The organism is Alteromonas salexigens (assembly GCF_025628895.1).
GTDB lineage: Bacteria > Pseudomonadota > Gammaproteobacteria > Enterobacterales > Alteromonadaceae > Alteromonas > Alteromonas salexigens.
Map to the genome: position 1 here is coordinate 390,816 of NZ_JAOTJC010000008.1, position 22,162 is coordinate 412,977.

A 22,162-nucleotide genomic window follows, 5' to 3' on the forward strand; every position below is an offset into this window, starting at 1 on the left:
AACAAAACAAACAAAACCGACTGTCAAGGTAGTTGCCGGTCAATCAGATTAATGCGAGAGTTGTGCCAGTTTTATAAATCCTTTATTTTACAAGTGGTTATATTTTTACGTCAAAAAACCGTCACGCGTTGGAGTGACTAATTAAATGGTGCAGTTTCTGGTTTTCGCGTAACAGCTTTTCAAACCGTTCTGCATTCAAGGGCTTACTGTACAAGTAGCCCTGCAGCATTTCACAGTCGTAGCGACGCAGAATACTTAGCTGACTTTCTTCTTCCACCCCTTCTGCGACCACTTTTAGTCCCAGGTTATGGGCAATGCTGATGATGGCGGCAGCCATATGCCGGTCTACACTGCTCTTGGCAATATCATCTATAAACGCTTTATCAATTTTCAGCGTGTTGAGTGGGAAGCGTTTCAGATAAGCCAGCGAGGAATAACCCGTACCAAAGTCATCCAGAGCCAGATGGATCCCGCGCTCACGGAGGCGTTCCATCATCCGCAGGCCGGCTTCCGGGTTTTCCATCAGGGTGCCTTCGGTAATTTCACATTCCAAATGAAGGGGAGAAAGTCCCACATCGTTCAGAATTTTATCTATGCGGTCGTCCAGGTCAGGTAATTCAAACTGCTTCACTGAAATGTTCACGGCTACCCGGCCGCTGAAGAGCCCTTCGTTTACCCATCGTTTGGTGTCGGCCAGCGACTTCCGTAGTACCTGCTCACCAATTTCAATGATCTGGCCAGTTTGTTCCGCCAGCGGAATAAACTGGCCGGGGCTGACAATGCCTTTATGCGGGTGTTCGAAACGCACCAGCGCTTCCATACTCACCAGCCGGCCGGAGGCAATGTCTACCTTTGGCTGGTAATACACCGTAAACAGGTCGTCTTTTATGCCCTGGCGGATCAGGTTTTCAATTTGCAGTTGGCGTACCGCATTCTGGTTCATCTCACCGCTAAAGAACTGGTAGCTGTTACCACCGTTGTTTTTAGCGAAGTACATGGCCGTGTCGGCGTTTTTCAGCATCTCCTGAGGGGTAGTGCCGTCATCAGGATAGAAAGCGATACCGACACTGGCGCCCAGTACAAATTCCTGCTTATTAATAATGAATGGCCGCGAAAGATTATCAAGCACACTTTGGGCGTAATGGGTGACGGTATGAATGTCAGTGTGATCTTCCATCAGTACACTGAACTCATCGCCGCCCAGGCGGTAACAGGTTGCATCCTTGCCGGTAATTCGTTGCAGGCGCTTGGCAATTTGTTTTATCAGAATATCGCCGGTCTGGTGACCAAGGGAGTCATTAATCTTTTTGAAGTTATCCATATCCAGACAAATCAGGGTATGGGGCACTGCCTTGCGCACCAGGTTGCGGTGACTGGCCTGGAAAAATGACCGGTTTGGTAACTCAGTCAGCGGGTCGGTATTGGCCAGTTTCAGCAGTTCTTTTTCAGTGCTCTTACGGGAGGTGATATCAGAGAAAACGCCCACGAAGTGGCTTATCTTGCCGTCCTCATCGTGAACCGCGTCAATATTCAGCTCCATCTCATACCGCTCACCATTGATCCGGGTCGACTCAACTTCACCTGACCAGTTGCCTTTCGAGCGTAAAGTTTTCTTAATTTCTTCGGTAAATGCTTCCGGGTACTGGTGGAAGTACAGGTACGAAGCCAGCGCCTGGTCACGGGTCTCACCGGTATATTTACAATATGCATTGTTAATAGAAATAAACCGGAACTGGGTATCGGTAATAAACACGCCCTCTGAAATATTTTCGATAGAGCGCTTAAACAGATTTAGTTGCTCCTCGGCTTCTTTCAGGTGATGGATATTCTTAAGGGTGCCGGTCATCCGTACAGGCTGATTATTGTGATCACGCTGTACCACTTTGCCGCGGTCAAGGATCCATATCCATTTATTCTTAAACGTACGGGCACGATAGGCCAGCTCGAAGAACTCTGACTTACCGTCAAGGTGCGCCTGCAGCGCTTCCTTTACTCTTACCATGTCGTTCGGGTGGATATTGGCATCGTAAGACGAGTGGGTGCGAATATCATCCTGCGGAAAATCCAGGGTTCCCCAGGTGTTTGCGCGGTAAACCTGACCGCGATACACATCCCAGTCCCACAATTCGTCACCGGAGCTCCACAGAGTGAGTTTCAACCGTTCTTCAGATTCATAAATGGCCTGTTGATTAGCCTTACGAATTTGATACTGGCGAATAATAAATACCAGCACAACGGTTAAGATAAGCGCATAAAAGCCCAGCGCTACCGAGTGCAGCCATGGCGGACGGGCCACCTTAATGGCCAACTGACGGCTGTCAGACCATTGTTTTCCCGACTCTCTGGCCTGCACTTCGAACACATGCTGGCCGAATGACACATTGTTGAACTGTGCGGTGCGGTTATTTTCCGCGTTGGTCCATTCGTCGTCGTAGCCGGATAACCGGTAGCGGTACTGTACCGATTCCGGCGACAGTGGGTTGATAAGGCCAAAAGTCACGCTGAATTTTGACTCTTCATAGGCCAGACTGAGGTTGTTTTTATAGGTGATGTTGGTGATGGCATCAGCGGCCTGTTGCGTTTCCTTGTCAACAGTAATAGAGCTCGTGTCTGGTGAGCCGCTGTTGTCTCTGTTTCTGCCAAATACTTTGAAGTCGAGTAACTGGGGAGGGCGGGTAGGTTCAGCCTGAGCATCATTCCCATTAAGCTGCCGATCGATGATGATACTGTTAAAACCCAGTTCGCCACCAAAAATCAGTTCGCTGTCGTTCGCTTTTAACACCGCATCTTCATTCAGCGGATTGAAGTTCAGCTGAACGTTGCTGATGGTATCCACCACATTCAGGGTATTCAGGTCAACCGTATGGACCCCCTGACTGTCGGCGTACCAGATAAAATTATCCACCCCTATCGTTGAGAAGATAAACCCACCTTCATTGCGCTGTTGCTTGTGGAGGATCTGCAGGGTACGTTTATCCAGTTTTAGGACGCCGTCAGACCGGGTGGTAACCCAGTAGTTGCTGCTGGTTTCATACACACCTATCGCCCGGGACATAAAGCCGTCTCTGGCGTTCAGGCTCTTGACGATCTGCCCGGTAGCCAGGCTCAGAAGATGAATCCCGTTAGCGCTGGTCAGCCACAAGCGGTTATTGCCGTCCAGAAAAATAGGAATTAAATACTCACCACTTTCAAGGCCTTTTGTCTGGCTAAGGTTATATATTTTGAAGAAAGGGTCGTCGCCGCCGGTCGCCAGGTAGTCTTTTAACAAATTCGTTCTTACGGATGCCAGTTGGTTATCATCCCTGACCAGCCATAAACGCTTGTTGCCAAAATAGAGTCGATCGAAAAGCTCGTCTTTATAGAAAGTTGCCAGACGCTTGATGGTGTTGTCGTGAAACTCATAAGCAAGTAAACCATTCGAGGAGGCAATCCAAAACACACCATATTCGTCAATAATAACGTCCCAGAAACTGACGCCACTGTCGGCCAGTGAAGTTAGATAATATTGGATATCACCGGTTTGTTTATTGTAGCTGCCCAGGCCTTGCTCCTGGGTAACGAACCAGATATTGCCTTCAGTATCCTTATCCAACCCCCACACGGTGGCATTTTTGGCGGTATTCTGAAAATCGCCGATATTCGAGATGAGCTTTTGGTTTCTTTGTTCCGGGTGATAGCGAAATGCGCCGTTTAATGACCCTAACCATAGTCCGCCTGCTGAATCAGGTACTAACGTTGAGATTGTACGTTCAGTTAAGCCTGTAATATCAGCGAGATCAGGACCTATATGGTCCAGCTCAGCGATTACCGGCCCTTGTTCGCCGGTGGTCGTAGTAAGCACGAACAGCCCGCTGTCGGTACCCAGCCAGACTTTATCGTTATATTCCTTTATTGCATATATTTTAACTGTGTCTGACAGACCCAGTGAGGTTTTATCAAAGCGGGCTATTGTCGCTCCATTGGCACCCAGCACGGTAATGCCCTGATCGGTACCCAGCCAGTATTCTCCGTTAATCACAGCAATATCATACATGGCTGACGATTCGAGACTGATGCCCCAGGGGTTGACTTTATCCAGCGGATATAAGGTCTTGTCCGTTTTTGAGTACAGATAACCCACATGGTCTATGGAGCCTATCCAGGTGCGGTTAGGTTCATCCAGCAAGGTGCGGGTGCCTTCGGCGACACGGATATTGTTGTTCAGCACTTGAATGGCGTTGGTAGCCACGTCAACCCGGTAAATGGTGTTGTTACTGTCCGCTATCAACACGTCTCCGTCGTGGGTGTTGCTAATAGCAAATATAAAACCGGAGCGCAGTGCCGAATTGGATTCGTTAAATACCTTAAAGTTATCCGTTTCGGGAATATAGCGGGCGAGGCCGGAATAGGTGCCCACCCAGAGGTTGCCACCGTTATCCACATGTAATGATTTAATCAGGCCGGAGGGAAGTGAATTACTGTCAGTGTCTGAGGGATGATATTGCACCATGTCGTAACCGGAATAGCGGTTCAGACCATTCATGGTGGCTATCCAGATGTAGCCTTTAGGGTCTTCGGCAATATCAAACACCAGTCCGTCTGACAGGCCGCCACGTTGGCTGACTTCACTGAACTGATAATCTGTGATTTCTGCAGCATAGCCAGAAACTGACCCTAAACTACTGCTAGCAAAAAGAACTACTATGAACGAAAAAAAGAGTGTTGTGCGCACCAATACACCTTTGGCATAAACGCCTTGTTTTTATAATTTGTTTTTATCGGCTGCATCCTTTCAGACCGGATGCACCAATATGCCCAATTCACGCGACTGCCACAAGGACTTTTTGGTTCTGCTAGCACGTAAAATCAGCACAAATTTATCGTGTACTATGTTACGGGTAAACAGGATGTCACTGTACATGGCTAACGTGTCGAAACACATTAGACCTATGGGGAAAATCGGCTGAAAACCGAAAAAGTTTAGCTAAAATACGGCGAACTGCGTTTAAATTCAGCAATATCCGTTATTGTGTCTTCAGGCGGAGTATCTAGACCAGAGAACTTGCCATGGGCGTAAAGCACCAGCTCACCGTACAGCGTTCGGTCTGCCAGGCGAGCGGCAAAGTCCTGAATTGCTTCAAAGGTAATGTTATTGATACATTCTGCCAGCCTGACGTTGCGGTTAAACTCGAGGTCCTTAGTCCCCAGGCTCACCCATAAACGTTGCGACTTCATCGCCAGCGACATGTCCCGTTCATCAAGCTGCTTCAACAGGTTTTGTTTGATGGTGGGCCAGTAGTACCGATAAAAATCTATTTCTTTTAATTGCTGGTACAGAAATTCAGTCATGGCAGAGAGTAGTTGCTCAGGACCGTGGGTGGGACTTTGTACATAAAAGGCCACACCGGGATGCTGGTTGTGGGGAACGTAGCCGGTCCCTACCACATACCCAAGTTGCTGTTCAGTGCGCAATGCATTGAAAAACGGCGCGGCCAGCATCTGCTCCAGGACCATGCACATGGCACTGTCCGGCAAACTGGCGCTGGGCGACTGCAGGTACAGTACCACCGCAGCATCACTGTGCTCGCTCGGCACCTGATGATAGAGAGTTCGGCCTACCGGCAATTGGGAAACAGCACGTGAAATAGCGTCACCGGTGGCATTCGGGCATCGATTGCGTACCAGCTCGGTAAGCTCCCGTGCCTGTTCGCTGCCCCAGTTCCCATGCATGAACCCTTCAACGAAATACTCGCTGAAAGCGGCTTCACGTAAGCATTCCATCTCCGAAAAAGTACAGGCGTTAACAGCATTCAGTAACTCTGCGGGTGCCTGGGTATTGCGCTGCACTAACACACTTAAACGTGAAAACAGACGGTTAGTGGGCTTATTTAGCAAAGAGTTTTGTAACGCTTGCTGCTGCATACTCTTACTGTTCTCAAACGCCCGTTCGCTTAGCCGGTATGTCAGAATCGCATCAATTAACTGCTCTGCCAGCAACATTTGCTGGTTAGTGAACCCTCGTGTATGCAGTGTCAGGCCAGCCTGGTGGCCATAAATGCGATAGTGAAGGCCAGCAATTTCAGCGCGATAATACCGGGATTGTAAGTAGTCGTTAAGTGCGCCAATCCAGATTCGCTTAGCAGCCACAGCAGCCAGCGGGTCAGCAAACGCCGGTATTTCAAATGACAAATAAATATCGCCCTTCGGGCTGTGAAACTGATGATCCTGTGCATACCAAATACACATACCAGGCTCATCTGCTACGGCGTGCGGCGTGTCCTTACCTTCTTCCGGGAGTACCAAGTGGTAATCATCGGCAAGGTAAGGGTTTGGCCCCGGGAGCGCAATGTCTTGTACCGGTCGGGACTTGGCTAAATCGTCGAGCAGGGCAGGGGAGAGCGGAGTAACCCGATATTCGGCATCGTAATACGCGCACTGTTTATCCGTGATCACCTCTGGCGCAATCACTTTCACCCGTAGCCGGTCTGGTACAAAATAGCTGAGTGCTTGTTGCAGTAACGTCTCGTCATAACTGTCGATGGTGCAGTGCAGCTGCACAATCTCTTCTGGTGAATATAAAAACAGGTGGTGTGCATAGTCGCACGCCACTGATAATGGCCGCGCACTTTCGTCGTATTGTTGTGCCAGCGCGGTGAGTTGTGCTTTCTCCTGAAATCGCCACGCCGAGCCCACTGATTCCTTTACCAGCGCCAGGCAGCCAAACAGTGCCCGCAATATTTCACCTTTATGCGCCAGCCCCGCTTTTGTCAGCTGAAAGCTGACATTAAAGTCTTTAAAGTCATCGCCTTCAATGCCGGAACCGGCAATCAGATTAGTTACCCAGTTTCGCGCTTTGAGGGCGGCCAGTAAGCTGCCTTCACCCTCGTCCCCCAGCAGATGACTAATATAATTCAGGGGTTTGGTTTGGAAATCGTTGTGCAGCCCGGGCATAGCAAACGTGACTATCATCCGGCGCGCTTCCTGTAAGGGCCGGATATTAATTTCGATACCGAGTTGGTCCCGGGTATATAAGTCAGGCCAGTCGTTGGCCGCCAGTTGTCCCGCAGGCAGCGGATTAAACGCACGCTCTACAGCCGGTAGCACCTCTTCCGGCGGCTGTGGGGTGATAATACACAGTGCCATATTGGCGGCACAGTAATACTGGCGGTGATAGAGCTGCAGCATGCTGTGCAGTTCATCAATATGATGTTGCTGAAACAGTGCGGCGGTGCCTACTGAGAATTTGCTGAACGGGTGGTGCGGGTTACAGGTTTCTTTATGCACCTGATACAACCTGCGTAAATCGTCCTTACGCTTAAACTGAAATTCAGCATCGATAGACTGAATTTCATTCTCGATGGCTTGCTTGTTGAGCAACGGCCGTCGCAGCATATCTGCAAACGCTGGCAGTACTGCAGGCAAGGCCTCGCCATTACAATGAAAGTGGTAATTGGCGTACTCTGTGCCAGTCCAGGCGTTAAGTGTACCGCCATGTTTTTCCATTAATGAGTTGATGGCGTTCGGCGCGGGCAGGTGGCGACTGCCCATAAACAGCATATGCTCAAGTAAATGCGCCAGCCCGTGACAATTTTCGGGGTCATAAAAATGGCCGGCCCGCACAGCCATTGAGACATAGCTGGCCTCGCCGTCAGGTTGCGGACACAGCATGACCTTCAGACCGTTTTCTAAGGTGATGAACTGCGCGTTTTCAAGTGCTAATGATGTTGTCAAAATGCTCTCAGTAGGGTGGTTGGATGCATTTTCTCAGGATGAAATAAGACAACTGCTCCCCTGATCCAGGCGGCTTTACGACTTTATACCTAATCTTTATCTTTCAGCTAGGCGCAACGTAATGGGTCTGCTATCGTTACCGTGTCTCATTTCATACTATGCGTTAAGTTATGTCAGGTCAAAGCAGCAACGACGACATTTTGTTCTTTATCATGCGACATGGTGAAGCGGAGCCGTTACAACTGGATGATAAAAGTCGCCAGCTAACCGGGGTAGGGCGGCGTCAGGTCGCTGATGCAACGCAATGGCTGACTGCCCACTGGTGTCCGGAGGGCAAGGTTGATCTGGCACTGGTAAGTCCTTACCGCCGGGCCAGACAAACCTACGATGTGATGTCACTGGACATACGGCCCGGGAAAATGGAAGTCTTCGAAGATATCACACCCGCGGGTAATCCCCAGCTGGTACATGATTATCTGGATGCCAGGGTGGCCACGGCGCAGGCGCGTAAACAGTCACTCAACAGTATCCTGCTGGTGAGTCATATGCCGCTGGTGAGTTACCTGGTTGATACCGTGTGTCAATCTTATACCACCAGTTTGTTCGCCACAGCCTCTATTGCAGTTATCCGCTACCAGCCTACGTCTCAGCGGGGGCACCTGGAAACCCACTTTCAGGGTAACTGACTCGCCGCGCCTCAAAGCGGCAAAAAATTGACACTTTTTCTAAAAATTACTTCAGAAGTTGTGTCCCCTGACCGATACCTAAGATAACCGGCTGGTGATAAACCGTACGGGTTGGGTAGTGAGAGAGGCTAACCGCAATACTCCACATTACGTAGCAGCCATTGGGCATGCGCGTGTTGCCTGTGTGCCGGAATAACTGGCGGCAGGCCCAATCCAGTTGCATCCAGAGTCAATTGCTCACCAGCTACCGGTTTTTACCTATGGATTAACCTGAAGCGGGGGGAGTCGCCCAGCGATGACTTCAAAATCGATACCTGAACTGCTCAAGCGTTCTTTGCAGTCACACATGGAGGAAGCTGACCTTCGTGACGATGCAGAGATGCAGGCCCTGATGGGGAAGTTAAACACCCTGTCGGCAAAAGTGGCGGCGGCTAAAGCTCAGGTGATGGCTCGCCGGGCAAACAAGAAAAATTAGTCCGGCCAGCGGGTCACTAATCTGATGCCGGTTCTGACACTTCCCGATAGTATTCCGGCAGGATCCGAACAGTTTTAATCATGTTTTCTGAGATATCGACGATTTCAATGGGGTAGCCCGCCAGCCGTATACTCACTTTATATTCCGGGATCTCTTGCAAATATTCCAGAATCAGGCCATTGAGCGTTTTCGGGCCTTCGGTAGGCAAATTCCACTGCATCTCTTTATTGAGATCCCGTACGTTGGCACTGCCGTCGACCAGTACACTGCCATCCTGTTGCACATATGCCTCTTTGCTGTGATTGGGGACCATGCTGGTGGTGAAGTCACCGATAATTTCTTCGAGTATATCTTCCAGCGTGACCAAGCCCATGATATCGCCGTATTCATCCACCACCAGAGCTATACGCTCTTTTTCGGACTGGAATTTATACATAAGGGTATGCAGCGGAGTCGACTCGGGCGTGAAATAAATCTCTCTTACGGCACGTAGCAAGCTGGCCTTGGTAAACTGGTCTTTCGATAACAGCCGCAGCGCATCCCGGGCATGCACAAATCCTACTGCGTCGTCGATACTATCGCGGTATAAAAGGACGCGGGTGTGTTGTGCCTGAGTGAGGTGCTTTTGAATTTTCTTCCAGTCGTCGTTAATGTCAATGGCGACGATTTCCGCTCGCGGCACCATGACATCTTCGGCAGTCACACTTTCTAAATCTAAAATACCCACCAACATGTCCTGGTGCTTTTTGGGGATCATGGCACCGGCTTCATACACTACCGTACGCAATTCCTCCCGGCTCAATGAGTCATCATTGCCGTTTAGCGGACTAATGCGCAGTAGCGACAGGATGCCATTAGTAATTCCATTGATAAAGGTCACAAACGGATACAGTACTGTAAGCAGTGGTAACAGAATGAGTGAACTGGGAAAGGCAATCTTCTCCGGGTAAAGCGCAGCCAGCGTTTTCGGCGTAACTTCGGCAAAAATGAGCAGAATAAACGTCAGGCCGAAAGTCGTCGCAATAAAGCCCCAATAATCCCCGAACAGGCGAATACAAATCACGGTGGCGATAGAGGAGGCCGCAATATTGACCAGATTATTACCAATCAGGATTAAACCAATCAGGCGGTCAGGGCGGTCGAGGAGTTTCTGAACCCGCTTTGCTGAGCGGTTGCCTTCATTCTGAAGGTGTTTCAGGCGATATCGGTTTATCGACATCATGCCTGTTTCGGAACTTGAAAAATACGCAGAGAGTAAAATAAGCACGCTCAATGCGATTACGAGCGTACTGGTTGCTATGTCGTCCAACTAAAAGGGCCCTTGTGCCTGCCAGGCTGCCCAATGTAGTAATTCGGGCAACCGGATTCAAGAAAAATATCGGATTGTAATACTACCAGCTAAATGGTTTTTATAGCAGCCATTCCCGGACTACCCGGCTGCCAAAGTAGGCCAGTGACAACAACACCAGCCCGGTAGTGGTTAACGCAATAACCTGTTTTCCCCGCCAACCCCATACACGCTGGCCGGCAAGTAAAAATACGTAGACCAGTAAGGCAATCAATGACAATACCGTTTTATGTGCGGCGGTGCGACTGAACATATCGTCTAAAAAGACAAACCCGCTGATAAGGGAAACTACCAGAAACAGCGTCCCGGCTAACAATAATTTAAACAGGATCCCTTCTACCAGCATCAGTGGCGGCAACGAGGAATGTAATAACGAGGCCCCTTTTTGCTTGAGTTTGTGGGTAATGAAGGACATCTGCAACGCGTACAAAAACGCGATTGCCAGCAAACCATAGGCAATCAGTGACAGAGTGATATGAATGATGAGGCCCGGTTCGAGCTGGATCTGCATGATATACGCCACGGGTATAAACAGTGACGCCAGTACCGTAAGCCCGGCAAAGCCATACACCACCGGCAACAAAATAGTGTTGGGTAGCACCCGGGCCGACAACAGCATAGAAATGGTAATTAACCACGCTACCAATGAGAGTACGTTGGTGATACTCATGTTCTGTCCCGGCACCTGCATAATTGCGCCGCTCAAAAAGATTGCGTGAGCCAGTACAGCTATGACGGCCAGCACATACCCGAGGCGCTGGTTAGGTCCTTCTTTATGGACAAAGCGGCCCATCAGTATAAATGCGGCCAGAAAATACAATCCGGCGGCTACCATGGCAAACATCGTGTTCATAATCTTCCCGTAGACAAAACCGACAACGTGCGCGGTCATCAGGCGCTATTGATACTGGAACTGCCTGCTAAATTCAACCATATGCGTTGTATTTAAGCATTTTGTACTTATTTAACCCAGACAAGCTGGCGAGTTATTGTGCATATTGGCTTTAGACAGTGGTACGTTCACGTCTGCTTTTGCGATACAATACGCCGCAATACCTTTTAAAAAGACAGAAGTTTCTCAATTATGTTTGAAAATTTATCTGAACGCCTCGGCCAGACGTTACGCAATGTCAGCGGAAAAGGGCGTCTAACAGAAGACAATATCAAAGAAACACTGCGTGAAGTGCGCATGGCGCTGCTGGAAGCCGATGTGGCCCTGCCGGTGGTGAAGTCGTTTGTGGCGCAGGTTAAAGAACGCGCAGTGGGCGCCGAAGTCAGTAAGAGCCTTAAGCCCGGTCAGGTGTTCATTAAAATTGTTCAGTCTGAACTGGAAGCAGTCATGGGGGAGGCGAATGAAAAGCTGAACCTGGCGACTCAGCCCCCGGCGGTAGTGCTCATGGCAGGTCTGCAAGGGGCGGGTAAAACCACCAGTGTGGGCAAACTGGCTAAATACCTCACTGAACGTGAGAAGAAAAAAGTGATGGTGGTCAGTGCCGACGTCTATCGTCCGGCAGCGATCAAACAACTTGAAACCCTGGCTGACGAAGTCAACGTGGGCTTCCATCCCTCCACCGAATTTCAAAAGCCGGTAGACATTGTTAATGGCGCCATCGATGCGGCCAAAAAGCAATTCTACGATGTCCTGCTGGTAGATACCGCCGGCCGTCTGCATGTGGACAACGACATGATGGGCGAGATTCAGGCCCTGCATAATGCGGTTAAGCCAGTAGAAACCCTGTTTGTGGTTGATGCTATGACCGGTCAGGACGCCGCCAATACCGCCAAAGCGTTTAACGACGCGTTGCCGCTGACCGGTGTCATCCTCACCAAAGCCGACGGGGACGCCCGTGGTGGTGCTGCCTTGTCTGTACGTCATATCACCGGCAAACCCATTAAGTTCATCGGTATGGGTGAAAAGGTCGATGCCCTTGAACCCTTCCATCCTGAGCGTATTGCCTCGCGTATCCTTGGCATGGGAGATGTACTGAGTCTGATTGAAGAAGTCGAGCGCAAGGTAGACAAAAATAAAGCCCAGCAACTGGCCAAGAAAGTGCAGAAAGGCAAAGGCTTCGATCTACAGGACTTTAAAGATCAGCTTGAGCAGATGAAAAACATGGGTGGCATGATGGGGATGCTGGACAAGCTGCCTGGTATGGGCGGCATGTCTGACAAAATTAAAGATCAGGCCAACGACAAACAGTTTGTGCAGATGGAAGCCATCATCAACTCCATGACGCCGGGTGAACGCTCGCGTCCTGAGATTATCAAAGGCTCACGCAAGCGCCGTATTGCTGCGGGTTCAGGTACCCAGATCCAGGATGTGAACCGGTTGCTGAAGCAGTTTACCCAGATGCAGAAAATGATGAAAAAAATGTCCGGTGGCGGCATGAAGAAAATGATGCGCCAGATGAAAGGCATGATGCCGCCGGGTGGCGGTGGTCCGGGCGGCCCGGGCGGAATGGGCGGCGGTATGGGCGGTATGTTCCCGCCTCGCTAACCTGCGTCTGATTTTACCGGCCACCCACGCGTGTGGGTGGCCGTTCGTTATACTCGCAGTGCCAGTCTGCCCGCTCACGGCAAGTGCCGTAATTCTCCGCAGCACCCACACCTTCTCCTGCAACACCACTGAATAAAACACCTTGACAGCATCATAAAGATGGCATCATTATGAGTCCATATTAACCGATGGATGTACTTATGCCCTCAAATACTTCCGCTATCGCTGAACTTCCCCATGCGCAGCGTGAGCGTCTGGCCTTTATTGATTTCAGCTTACAGTACTTCGGGCATATCAGCCGACAGGAACTTATCCAACGCTTTGCCACCGGTCTGGCGGCCAGTACCCGTGATTTTGCTACCTACCGTGAACTGGCACCAGATAACCTGCTACTGGATCACCAGTTTAAACGATACCGGCGCACCGACCGGTTTGCGGCACTCTTCTCTCATGATCCGCAGGTGATTCTGAATAGCCTGAGTTTAGGGTTCGGAGACGGCATCGCTACCGCAGTCACGCCATCGGCGCACTGTGTGAACGCGGTTAACCTGATCCATCCGCAGCCGGATATTATTGCCGGGCTCACCCGGGCCATCCATAACCAATATCCGGTAGAGGCGGAGTATGTCAGCGTCACATCCGGCCAGAAAAAGCGGCTGCTGGTGCCCCATGCCATTGTAAACAACGGGCATCGCTGGCATGTCCGTGCCTATGACTGCGACTCACAGAGTTTTCGCGACTTTGTGTGTACCCGGTTTATTCGCGTGACCGCCGTAGACCGAGCGCTGGCGAACCGTGAGCGGGCAGAACAGGATGCACTCTGGCAGCAGCAGGTTTGCCTCACGCTTATTCCCCATCCGGGCTTGCCGAACAGCCGTGCGATCGCACTGGATTACGCCATGCAGGACGGCCGCAAAGAGGTCACCATCCGCGCGGCGCTGGCCGCGTATTTGTTGCGATACTGGCAGGTAGACTGTTCGCCAGGCGCGCAAATAACCGGGCAGGGATGCCAACTGGCGCTGGCCAACCCTGAGATCCTGGGTAGCATTGACAGCGCCCACCTGGCGCCGGGGGCAGGGCGGGCACCACACTGACCACTTTGGTATGTGCAGTACAAAAAATGTGCGGTCGAACCCCAGGAATCCGCCCTGGGTAAGCCTGCCACTGGGCAGCGCAGGCATTTCATAATACACTGTCCGGCTACACAATGCGGGTCTCATGCGCAGCCGATTTAGCCTGCCTTACAACATCACCCGCAGCCCAAAGCAGTAGCCTACTTACGGGTGTTCCGCCCGCACGGCTTCTTCATTTGATGAATGTTTACAGGATTACTATGGCCGGCTTAAAACGCATTATTCTTATCGATACACACCTGCCAGGGGTGGTCGAACTCAAGCTGGATGGACATACCAACATCTGCGGTACCAACGCCTCGGGGAAAACCACCCTGCAACGTCTTATTCCGGTATTCTATGGGGAGTATCCCAGCCGCGTGGTACCGGCCACCCGTGACAGTTTCGAGCGCTGGTATCTGCCCCGCCAGTCAAGTTTCATTATTTATGAATATGCCCGGGCAGAGGGCGATCTGTGCCAGGCGGTGCTCTCGTCAAACGGTACTGGCGTCAACTACCGACTCATTGGTAAACCGTTCGAGAGTGACGATTACCTGATTAAGCAGAAAAACGGCAAATATACCAGTACCACCAGTGCGGAACTGGCCCGGGCTATGAAGCGCAACAATGTACTGGTCAGTAGCTTGCTCACGACCAAAGACTTCCGGGCCATCATGCAAAACGATCAGGGCGTGTTGAATCAGAGCGCCAATGGCCGGGAGTTGCTGGGCTATGCCAAAATCTTCAGCCTGTGCACACCGGGCCTGCATATGCGCCACATTGAGAAGCTGGCGAAGGCAGTGCATTCCAAAGAAGGCAAGATGGAAACCATCAAGGCCATGATTGCCGCTATTCTGGAAGAGGATGGTGTACAGCCACCGTCCTCCAACCTGAGCCGCAACCGGGTAGACGACTGGATAAAAGAATGCCATCTGATTAAGCAGTTTGACAAAATCCGCCCGGAGTTTTCAAAACTGGAACAGGCCAACATGGCCCTTACCAGCACCGAACAGACACTCTCTACGCTGAAGAAGTCCTTTGAGCTGGATAAAACCCGGCTGTCGGCAAAAGCCGAAACGTTACAGAACCAGCTTCAGGAGAACCAGTTCCAGCGTAAGCAGAGTGACGCCCAGTGGCATGACAGCCGTGATGAACTTAATCAGGTGGTGTCTTCGGCCAGAGCGGATGTCGAGAAGTTCACCAGTGAACTCGACGCCGTCGAACGGGAGTTCGATCACTGGCAGGAACAGAATATAGAACAACTGAAAGAAGACGTGGCCAACCTGCCACAATGGCAAAATGAACTGGAGCTGGTGTCCAGTCGCTATCAGTTACTGACCGAAAAGCACCAGGATATCGAGTCTGCATTTAACCGTCGTCTCGCTGAACTGGGTGATAAGCTGAGTCTGACCCTGGAGCAATTGTCAGCCTCACGTCAGGAAGCCGCAGACAAACGCAGTGAGCAACAGCAGGGAGAACGGGACGCGCTGCAAGCCATCCGCGATGATTTTTCCCAGCAACTGCAGGCGCTCAGTGACAGTTATCAGGCCCAGCTCAGTGATTTGAAAGTCACCGAGGCGGAACTGAAAGCGTCGCTGGCCAATGCGGGTTATAACGAATTCGAACAGTCCCAGCTGGACTTACTGGACGCGGCCATTAAAGAGGCGTCGGTGTCTGAGGATGCGGCGCGACAAGAACTCCGCCATGCGCAGCAGCAACACAGCAAGGCTGTGCAGCAGCGCCAGGAAGCCTCGTCAGCCCTCGACAAAGCGCGCCAAACCTACCAGCGGGAAGAAAAGGCAGTGGCCAGCGTGAATGCGCTATTGTATCCCGGTAAGGGCTCGCTACTGGAATATTTACGCGCGAACGTGGAAAACTGGGAAGCCTCGCTGGGGAAAGTACTGCGCCCGGAACTGCTTGAACGCACCGATCTTGCCCCTGGCACCGCAACAGGCGATAGCCTGTATGGTGTGACACTGGCCCTGGCGGCATTGGAAACACCGGAATATGCGGCCACTGAGCAGTCGCTTAAACAGCGGCTTGCTGATGCTCAAGCGGCTCAGGCTGAGGCTCTGAGTATCCAGAACAGCCGTGAAACGGAGCTGGCCCAGGCCAATGAAGAAGTCCGTAACGCCGAGCTGTCCATGACGCAGAAGGATAATGCGGTTAAATCTGCCGAAGCCAGCCGTAAACGCGCCCAGCAGGACCGCGATACCGTGCTCAGCGAATACCAGCAGGCACTGGCGGGACGCAAACAAAAAGCCAAGAGCCGCCTGGAATCTAACCAGCAGGCTCAGAAACAATGCCGTGCCCAGTACGAGCTGGACCGGGACGAGATGAAAGACCAGCAGCGTGAGTCGGAGACCGAGCATAGTTTCCACTGGCAGCAGCTCATTGCCGACACCGACGCCCGTATCGCGCAGCTGGACGCGGATATGAAAAAAGCCCGCGACGCTACCGCCAGTGACCGCAAAGATATGGAGCAGTGGCTGGAAGATGAACTGAATAACCGGGGTGTCGATGTAGATGAAATCGGCCAGCTGAAAAAGCGGATGAAGACGTTGAAAGACGACATCTACCGCACCGAATCACACCGTCATAAAGTCAGCGATTATGCCCGCTGGTATGACACCGTGTTCAACGGCCATAAAGTCAGCTGGCAGCAGTCGCTGGCCAAAGCCCGTAAAGTGCTGGGCGAAGCGGAGCGCAGTCTGGCGCAGAAGCAAAGTGCCTATAAAGAAACCCGCGAACAGCTAAAAGATCAGCAGATCACGCTGGAACGGGAACACAAGACGGTCACTGAGCATTTAGAGCAAGTGAACAGTTTATCCCGGGCGCTGGCCAAACTCACCCTGCGGCCTGCCGAAGACAGCGCGGTAGATGCCGATGACAATACCATTGGCCAGCGGTTGTCAGAAGCACAGAGCCTGCTGCAGGAGCGGGAAAACCTGCTCAGTGATGTCCGAAGCTATGTGGAGCGTTTCGATCAGCTTATTGCCGCGCAGGCGGGAACCGGGTTGTCCGATACCTGGGAACGGGCCCGTGAAGAGTGTGCGGTCATCAACGCCCACGGCGTGAAAGGTATTGATCACCGGCGCATGGTGGCGCACCTGGCGCAGCTGCTGAATGTCATTGTTCCGCAGAAGCTGCAGGGACTGCGGGAGCAGGGCCGTATATTCGGGGCGGATCTGAGTCAGTACTATTATGTGCTGGCGGATATCGATAAACGTATCGTGTCGCAGAGCCGCCGGATTACCAAAGAAGTCGACGGCGAGTTATTCCTCGACGGGGTATCTGATTCAGCCGTGAAAATTCGTTCCCGGATCAGTGAACTTGAGTTCTGGCCGGAGCTGGAGCAGTTCCGCAAGCACTATGATGCGTGGATGGAGCAGGGCGCGAACGAGTTACCAGAGGAAGAATACGGGCAAAGTATGCGCCGGGTGCTGGATATCCTTGGCCGTGCTGCACTGACAGGGGGCATCAGTAAGCTGCTGGATATTGAGCTGCACCTGCGAGAGGGCAACAGTGATTTGGTGATCCGTACCGACCGACAGCTAAATGAGTCCTCCAGTCACGGTATGGCTTACCTCATATTATGTAAATTCCTGCTGGCATTTACCCGCTTACTGCGAGGCGATGCCGACGCGGTGATCCACTGGCCAATCGATGAACTGGGTACCTTGCACCAAAGCAATGTGAAGAAGATTTTTGACGCCTGTCAGAACAATAACATCAGTGTGGTCGGCGCTTTCCCTAATCCGGAGTCGGATGTACTCACATTGTTTGAAAACCGTTATCTGATTGACAAGGTGACCCGCAAGTTACAGGTGGTGCAGCCTCAGGCAAGTATTATTGCCGATCGGCTGAAAGCCCGTCGCGAGCAACAGGAGGTATCAGCATGATGACTGAACAGGGGCGTGTAGTAAGCAAGTTACTGCAGGGAGAATTTATTTGTCAGGTCAGTGATGAAGAAGGCTGGCGGTATCTGAAGCGCCGGGACAGTGCCGAGCAGATTGAACCCCATTTGAATTTGCTGAACCGCACGCTGGCCAGCACCGCGGAAGGTGAGGTGTTTTTTGCCGGCTACCTCACTTTAGGTGATGATGAGCGTAAAGTACTTCATCAGCAGTTTCAGGAAACCGCCACCAGTCTGGTACCGCTGGTAGAGTGGCTGTTGCTGGTTCAGCAGGCCAGTGAGTCAGATATGCCCGTTACCATGGGTAATGCGATACGCCTGAACGAGCTGCAGAGCACCATCGAAGATACCCCGGCCTATGCTGAGCAACTGGAAAAAATTTCCCGCTACCGTTTGTTCGGTTCCACCAGTGTGAATTTGGACGGGCAGCTGAAACAGGTATTTAAACGCCTGACCGAGCTGGGTTATCTGTTAAAGCCCAATTCTGAAAAGCAGATCTATCTGGCGACCGGCAAAGTGGAACATTTATATGAGATGATCCGCTTTATCGATGAAACGGAGTCGCTGTCACTCTCGGAACAGGCGGAGGCGGCCATTCAACAGGGTAGTCTGCTATGAGCCAGGTGTTGATTCAGGCGGGCAACCGGCTGCTGAATGCCCTGGGGCGTCACAGTGAATTGATTATGCAGGCCTATGTGAACGGCACGGTAACCGAACGGGATCACAGCCCCAAAGTGCTCGAGCAACTGGTGCAGCTGGGGGTGCTATGGCGCCCGGATCCAGACAGCGAATTGCGACTGAAAAGTGCCGTACGTACATTGCTGGAGGGCAGCTTGCAGGACGAGCGTAGCCGCACTATAAATGCCAATATCGGCGCCTCGCTGGCGAGCCTGAAAACCCTCGCCGAGCACTACAAAGAAGCATTGCATTACGGCCGCTACAATGATGCCACGGCTCACATGGGCGATCTCACGGAACACGTATATCAGCTTACCGAGTCGCTCAGTAACAGCGTACGGGTAATGTTCAGCCGCATTGCTAACGAATTCGGCTATGTGGCCTCGGTAGAGGCGAAAATTCGCGAGAATGAACTGGCACAGGGGCAGGTTACTGAGCTGTTGTATCAGCTGGAGTGTTTCCGGTTCGATGAGTTAAGTGAAATCGCCGGATCTAACCGCGAGTTACGCCATCTGCTGGTGGTCTCACTGCAAAAGAGCTTCTCACGGGCAGCGCAGGAACTGTCAGTCGTGCAGGCCCGGTTGCTCGACTTACTGGGGCGGTTCCGTGAATTTCAGGGCCGCACCCGTCTGTTGAAAGGCTACTTATTACACATGGAGCAACAGCCTGATTTTGTGCCCGGTAATTATACCAGGCTCAGTCAGGTACCGGTGTTGTTCAATCAGGCCGCGAGCATGCTGAAACCGGCATTTGCCGACGTTAATAACGTCAGCCATGAAGCACAACTGCAGGAAGTGGTGGGGTCACTTACCCAGTTGCATAAACGCCAGCCTGAACAACATGCGTCGTCCCCCGACAGCGACATAGATGTCAGCGAGCAGGATACGGTGTCACTGACTAAAGATCCTATCCACCGTGAGGTGGACAGCTTCTTCTGCGCGGTGATCGACACTGGCCAGCCCCGATCGGCCCTCACCTATTATGCCGAACAAGGCCTCAGCTTCGATCCGGAAGTCTGGATTTATCAGGTTATCGGAGGCTTCCAGGCGTTAAACGATACCGACAAGCAATACTTTGCGCTGGAGCCCCACGGCCGGGTAGACCGCACCTTTGATGGTAACTTTTACATCAATGATATTACGCTGGGTTTACGCTAAGACAGCACAGGAAAAGGGGGTTAACACTCCCTTTTTTTATACCTAAAAAGTCTAGCGGCCAGCCTTGGCTATTTAGCCGCCGCGCCTATAATTAATTTGGGCATTTAAGAGTGAACCTTAAAAAAATGTCTGCCGTACTACGGTGGCTTATATGCACAATCCGCGTATGGACACCGTTGTTTTGACCTGTTGCGAGCCGGTCAGATAGTTGTAGCGTCGAAAGCGCGACGCGTAAGGAGAAACGCTTATGTACGTAACACCGCAGCAAGCCTTTAACGAGGCACTTATCAGAATGTCAGTATTGCTTTATCAGGCTGACGGTATGGTCACCCTCACCGAACAGGATTACCTTGACGAGTTTATCGATTCCCTCGACTGGCAGAGTCCGATCAGCGAGAGTGCGTTCCTGAATAATGCCATTTACGAAACCCGTAAAGCGCTGGATGTCGGGGATGGTGAAAAATACCTCAAAGCGCTTCAGCAGGATTTATTGTTTGATGCCGATAAGGCTATGGAAGTGGCAATGGCCATCACCGGCGCAGACGGCGAACGGTGCGACGAAGAAGCAGAGTTGCTGACCCTGCTGACCCATAAATTGCTTGCCAAGGCGCTGGTCAGCTGCGGACAGCCTAACGGGCCGGGCGGCACCGCGCCGGTAAGTATCTGAGCGGTGGACAATAGTTGCCCTTGTTCACCTGACGTATAGGCTATTCCTCTGCTCAGGTGAGCAACATGTCACGGGAAGTAGCATCCTGGCCGCGAGTCCGGCATCATAGTTCACACTGGATGGCGGCAGTGTAAACAACCTGCCCGGGCGTAAACCGGAGTGACATGAAAAAAATCTTCATTGCCTTATTGGTCTACTTGCTTTCTGCCTGCCAGCAGGTGCAGTCACCACGTTACGCGCCGTCGGCCAGCCTGCCCCCCTATCAGTTTGCAAAGTTTGCCGACTATCGCCAGGCGACCGCTGACTGGTTACAGCAGCACCGGCTGCCGGTTACCCGCAATGCTGACTGGGAGGTAACACTCAATACGCCGTTTAGTTGTGGGGAGCAATTCAACAAAGGCGTTATGCTGGTTCATGGATTAGGCGACTCGCCGTATTTTTTCCATGATGTGGCCCGTGACTTGTGTCAGGCCGGATATCAGGTGCGCACTATTTTACTGCCCGGTCACGGATCTAAACCGGGGGATATGCTGCAGGCCGACTATGCTACCTGGCAAGAGGTGACTAATTATCAGGTGGCGCAATTTGCCCGGGACGTAGACACGCTGGTGCTGGGTGGTTTTTCTACCGGCGCCAATCTGGTCACGCTGACCGCCGCAAATCGAGATGATATCGCCGGGCTAGTGTTATTTTCACCGGCATTCCAGCCCGATTTTTTTGTTACCCGTCTGGCGCCTTATGCTACCGCGCTGTATCCCTGGCCGAATCTGGAAGATGAAGATAACCCTACCCGGTACAACTCCATTGCCATGCAAGGCTTTTCTGCCTATCAGCAGAGTGTAACCGCGCTGAGCGACACCCTGGAAGCAAGGCGCCTGTCTGTGCCGGTGTTTATGGTGGTGGCAGAAAAGGACAGTGTGGTAAACGTCGATAAGGTGGCCGACGCTTTTCACTCCAGATTCACTGGCAAACCGAAAACGATGATGTGGCTGGGTGAACAACCCCCTTCGTATCCGGGCGTTACCGGCTATACCATGCAATTGCCCCAGCAACGTATAGGGGCTGCCTCGCACATGGCGGTGCTGTTCGACCCCGGCAATGTGCTGTATGGCACCAAAGGCAGCTTACGGATTTGTGATAACGGTCAGTCAGACAGCAAAACGGAAGCCTGCAAACGGGGAGAGGTGGTCTGGTACGGGCCTTGGGGATATACCGAAGAGGATAAAGTGTTTGCCCGGTTAACGTATAACCCGTATTACCCGACCATGCTCAGCCAGATACAAGGGTTTCTCAAACAGGTCGTGGCGCAGCATACCGATCAGTGAGCCAGGCAACAAACACGGCGGCAGCGCCGCCGCGTTCCGATGTCCCTAGACTATGTTTGACCCTCGACCGGCACTTTTGATGTCTTCCAGCCAGCGCGCTTCATCGGCTTTCACCACGTCTTTATTGACGGTGTAACCCACCAGTTTCTCCAGTTGCTTATTGAAGTTATTGCGCAGTTTCCCCAGAAAGCCAGGTTCGGCAATAATATCAATGTGTTCGACTTTTTCGCTGCAGCGGCGGTCGTCCAGCCATTCGGCTACCGTATGCGCGAATCGCTCTGCTTCGGTTTCGGCAGCGTCTTTGCGGCTCATGGAATCTACTCCCTGAACGGCACCACTGGGTGAGTGGGTTGCCCCCGGGCGGTCGGTGACAAGGTCGCTGTCAGAAGCACGACCATCGTCGTTACTCAACGTGGTTACCAGCTCAAGAGAGGAAGCACCCTCCTTTTCGAGCAGAATTTTTGCCTGATTCTGATTAGCAACAACGAGATAAGATTTACCTAACATGATAACTCCTTTTCTTGCGGTTCATCTGCTTATAAGACAGGGGGCAGGAAATAGTTTAGTCATAAGCGGTAAGTGGGAAAAGTT

Annotated in this window: 14 protein-coding genes; 9 read left to right on the top strand and 5 right to left on the bottom strand. The window is 51.8% G+C overall.

Features of this window, described 5'->3' with window-relative positions; all coding sequences use genetic code 11:
- Positions 1 to 121: 121 nt before the first annotated feature.
- Positions 122 to 4,711, bottom strand: a complete 4,590-nt coding sequence (locus OCL06_RS11275) for an EAL domain-containing protein (RefSeq protein ID WP_262994575.1) — start codon at positions 4,709 to 4,711, stop codon at positions 122 to 124.
- A 248-nt stretch (positions 4,712 to 4,959) separates the two neighbouring features.
- Positions 4,960 to 7,710: an insulinase family protein gene (locus OCL06_RS11280; protein WP_262994577.1), complete on the bottom strand. Its 2,751-nt coding sequence runs from the start codon at positions 7,708 to 7,710 to the stop codon at positions 4,960 to 4,962.
- A 170-nt stretch (positions 7,711 to 7,880) separates the two neighbouring features.
- Between OCL06_RS11280 and sixA the strand changes: the two genes are divergently transcribed.
- The gene (gene sixA, locus OCL06_RS11285) at positions 7,881 to 8,396 is read left to right on the top strand and encodes a phosphohistidine phosphatase SixA (protein ID WP_262994580.1); all 516 of its coding nucleotides are present in this window, start codon (positions 7,881 to 7,883) and stop codon (positions 8,394 to 8,396) included.
- 295 nt (positions 8,397 to 8,691) lie between these two features.
- On the top strand, positions 8,692 to 8,871 hold the full coding sequence (locus OCL06_RS11290; protein WP_262994582.1) for a hypothetical protein: 180 nt from the start codon (positions 8,692 to 8,694) through the stop codon (positions 8,869 to 8,871).
- Between the two features lie 16 nt (positions 8,872 to 8,887).
- Here the strand turns inward: OCL06_RS11290 and OCL06_RS11295 are convergent, their stop codons facing one another.
- Positions 8,888 to 10,180, bottom strand: coding sequence for an HlyC/CorC family transporter (locus OCL06_RS11295; protein WP_262994584.1), 1,293 nt, complete (start codon positions 10,178 to 10,180; stop codon positions 8,888 to 8,890).
- A 100-nt stretch (positions 10,181 to 10,280) separates the two neighbouring features.
- Positions 10,281 to 11,072, bottom strand: coding sequence for a cytochrome C assembly family protein (locus tag OCL06_RS11300; RefSeq protein ID WP_262994586.1), 792 nt, complete (start codon positions 11,070 to 11,072; stop codon positions 10,281 to 10,283).
- Between the two features lie 231 nt (positions 11,073 to 11,303).
- Here OCL06_RS11300 and ffh point away from each other — a divergent pair, with 231 nt between their 5' ends.
- The 7 genes from ffh (at position 11,304) to OCL06_RS11335 (ending at position 21,571) form a co-directional block, all read left to right on the top strand.
- Positions 11,304 to 12,716, top strand: a complete 1,413-nt coding sequence (gene ffh, locus OCL06_RS11305) for a signal recognition particle protein (RefSeq protein ID WP_262994588.1) — start codon at positions 11,304 to 11,306, stop codon at positions 12,714 to 12,716.
- Between the two features lie 200 nt (positions 12,717 to 12,916).
- A complete protein-coding gene (locus tag OCL06_RS11310; protein WP_262994590.1) occupies positions 12,917 to 13,810 on the top strand; it encodes a WYL domain-containing protein in 894 nt (297 codons plus the stop codon).
- Positions 13,811 to 14,049: 239 nt separating this feature from the next.
- Positions 14,050 to 17,730: an ATP-binding protein gene (locus OCL06_RS11315; RefSeq protein ID WP_262994592.1), complete on the top strand. Its 3,681-nt coding sequence runs from the start codon at positions 14,050 to 14,052 to the stop codon at positions 17,728 to 17,730.
- Complete coding sequence (locus OCL06_RS11320; RefSeq protein WP_262994594.1) at positions 17,727 to 18,362, top strand: hypothetical protein; 636 nt, start codon at positions 17,727 to 17,729, stop codon at positions 18,360 to 18,362. The genes OCL06_RS11315 and OCL06_RS11320 overlap by 4 nt, the downstream gene beginning before the upstream one ends.
- Positions 18,359 to 19,579, top strand: a complete 1,221-nt coding sequence (locus tag OCL06_RS11325) for a phosphoenolpyruvate carboxylase (protein ID WP_262994596.1) — start codon at positions 18,359 to 18,361, stop codon at positions 19,577 to 19,579. Before OCL06_RS11320 ends, OCL06_RS11325 begins: the two co-directional genes overlap by 4 nt.
- Positions 19,580 to 19,826: 247 nt before the next feature.
- On the top strand, positions 19,827 to 20,246 hold the full coding sequence (locus OCL06_RS11330; RefSeq protein ID WP_262994598.1) for a tellurite resistance TerB family protein: 420 nt from the start codon (positions 19,827 to 19,829) through the stop codon (positions 20,244 to 20,246).
- Positions 20,247 to 20,410: 164 nt separating this feature from the next.
- Positions 20,411 to 21,571: an alpha/beta hydrolase gene (locus OCL06_RS11335; RefSeq protein ID WP_262994600.1), complete on the top strand. Its 1,161-nt coding sequence runs from the start codon at positions 20,411 to 20,413 to the stop codon at positions 21,569 to 21,571.
- A 45-nt stretch (positions 21,572 to 21,616) separates the two neighbouring features.
- Here the strand turns inward: OCL06_RS11335 and OCL06_RS11340 are convergent, their stop codons facing one another.
- The gene (locus OCL06_RS11340; RefSeq protein WP_262994602.1) at positions 21,617 to 22,078 is read right to left on the bottom strand and encodes a host attachment protein; all 462 of its coding nucleotides are present in this window, start codon (positions 22,076 to 22,078) and stop codon (positions 21,617 to 21,619) included.
- Positions 22,079 to 22,162: the final 84 nt, after the last annotated feature.

Coding starts and splice junctions, on each gene's coding strand:
- OCL06_RS11315 (WP_262994592.1), top strand. CDS start 14,050: ATGGCCGGCTTAAAACGCATTATTCTTATCGATACACACCTGCCAGGG.
- OCL06_RS11325 (WP_262994596.1), top strand. CDS start 18,359: ATGAGCCAGGTGTTGATTCAGGCGGGCAACCGGCTGCTGAATGCCCTG.
- OCL06_RS11320 (WP_262994594.1), top strand. CDS start 17,727: ATGATGACTGAACAGGGGCGTGTAGTAAGCAAGTTACTGCAGGGAGAA.
- ffh (WP_262994588.1), top strand. CDS start 11,304: ATGTTTGAAAATTTATCTGAACGCCTCGGCCAGACGTTACGCAATGTC.
- OCL06_RS11335 (WP_262994600.1), top strand. CDS start 20,411: ATGAAAAAAATCTTCATTGCCTTATTGGTCTACTTGCTTTCTGCCTGC.
- OCL06_RS11290 (WP_262994582.1), top strand. CDS start 8,692: ATGACTTCAAAATCGATACCTGAACTGCTCAAGCGTTCTTTGCAGTCA.
- OCL06_RS11310 (WP_262994590.1), top strand. CDS start 12,917: ATGCCCTCAAATACTTCCGCTATCGCTGAACTTCCCCATGCGCAGCGT.
- OCL06_RS11300 (WP_262994586.1), bottom strand. CDS start 11,072: ATGAACACGATGTTTGCCATGGTAGCCGCCGGATTGTATTTTCTGGCC.
- OCL06_RS11330 (WP_262994598.1), top strand. CDS start 19,827: ATGTACGTAACACCGCAGCAAGCCTTTAACGAGGCACTTATCAGAATG.
- OCL06_RS11340 (WP_262994602.1), bottom strand. CDS start 22,078: ATGTTAGGTAAATCTTATCTCGTTGTTGCTAATCAGAATCAGGCAAAA.
- sixA (WP_262994580.1), top strand. CDS start 7,881: ATGTCAGGTCAAAGCAGCAACGACGACATTTTGTTCTTTATCATGCGA.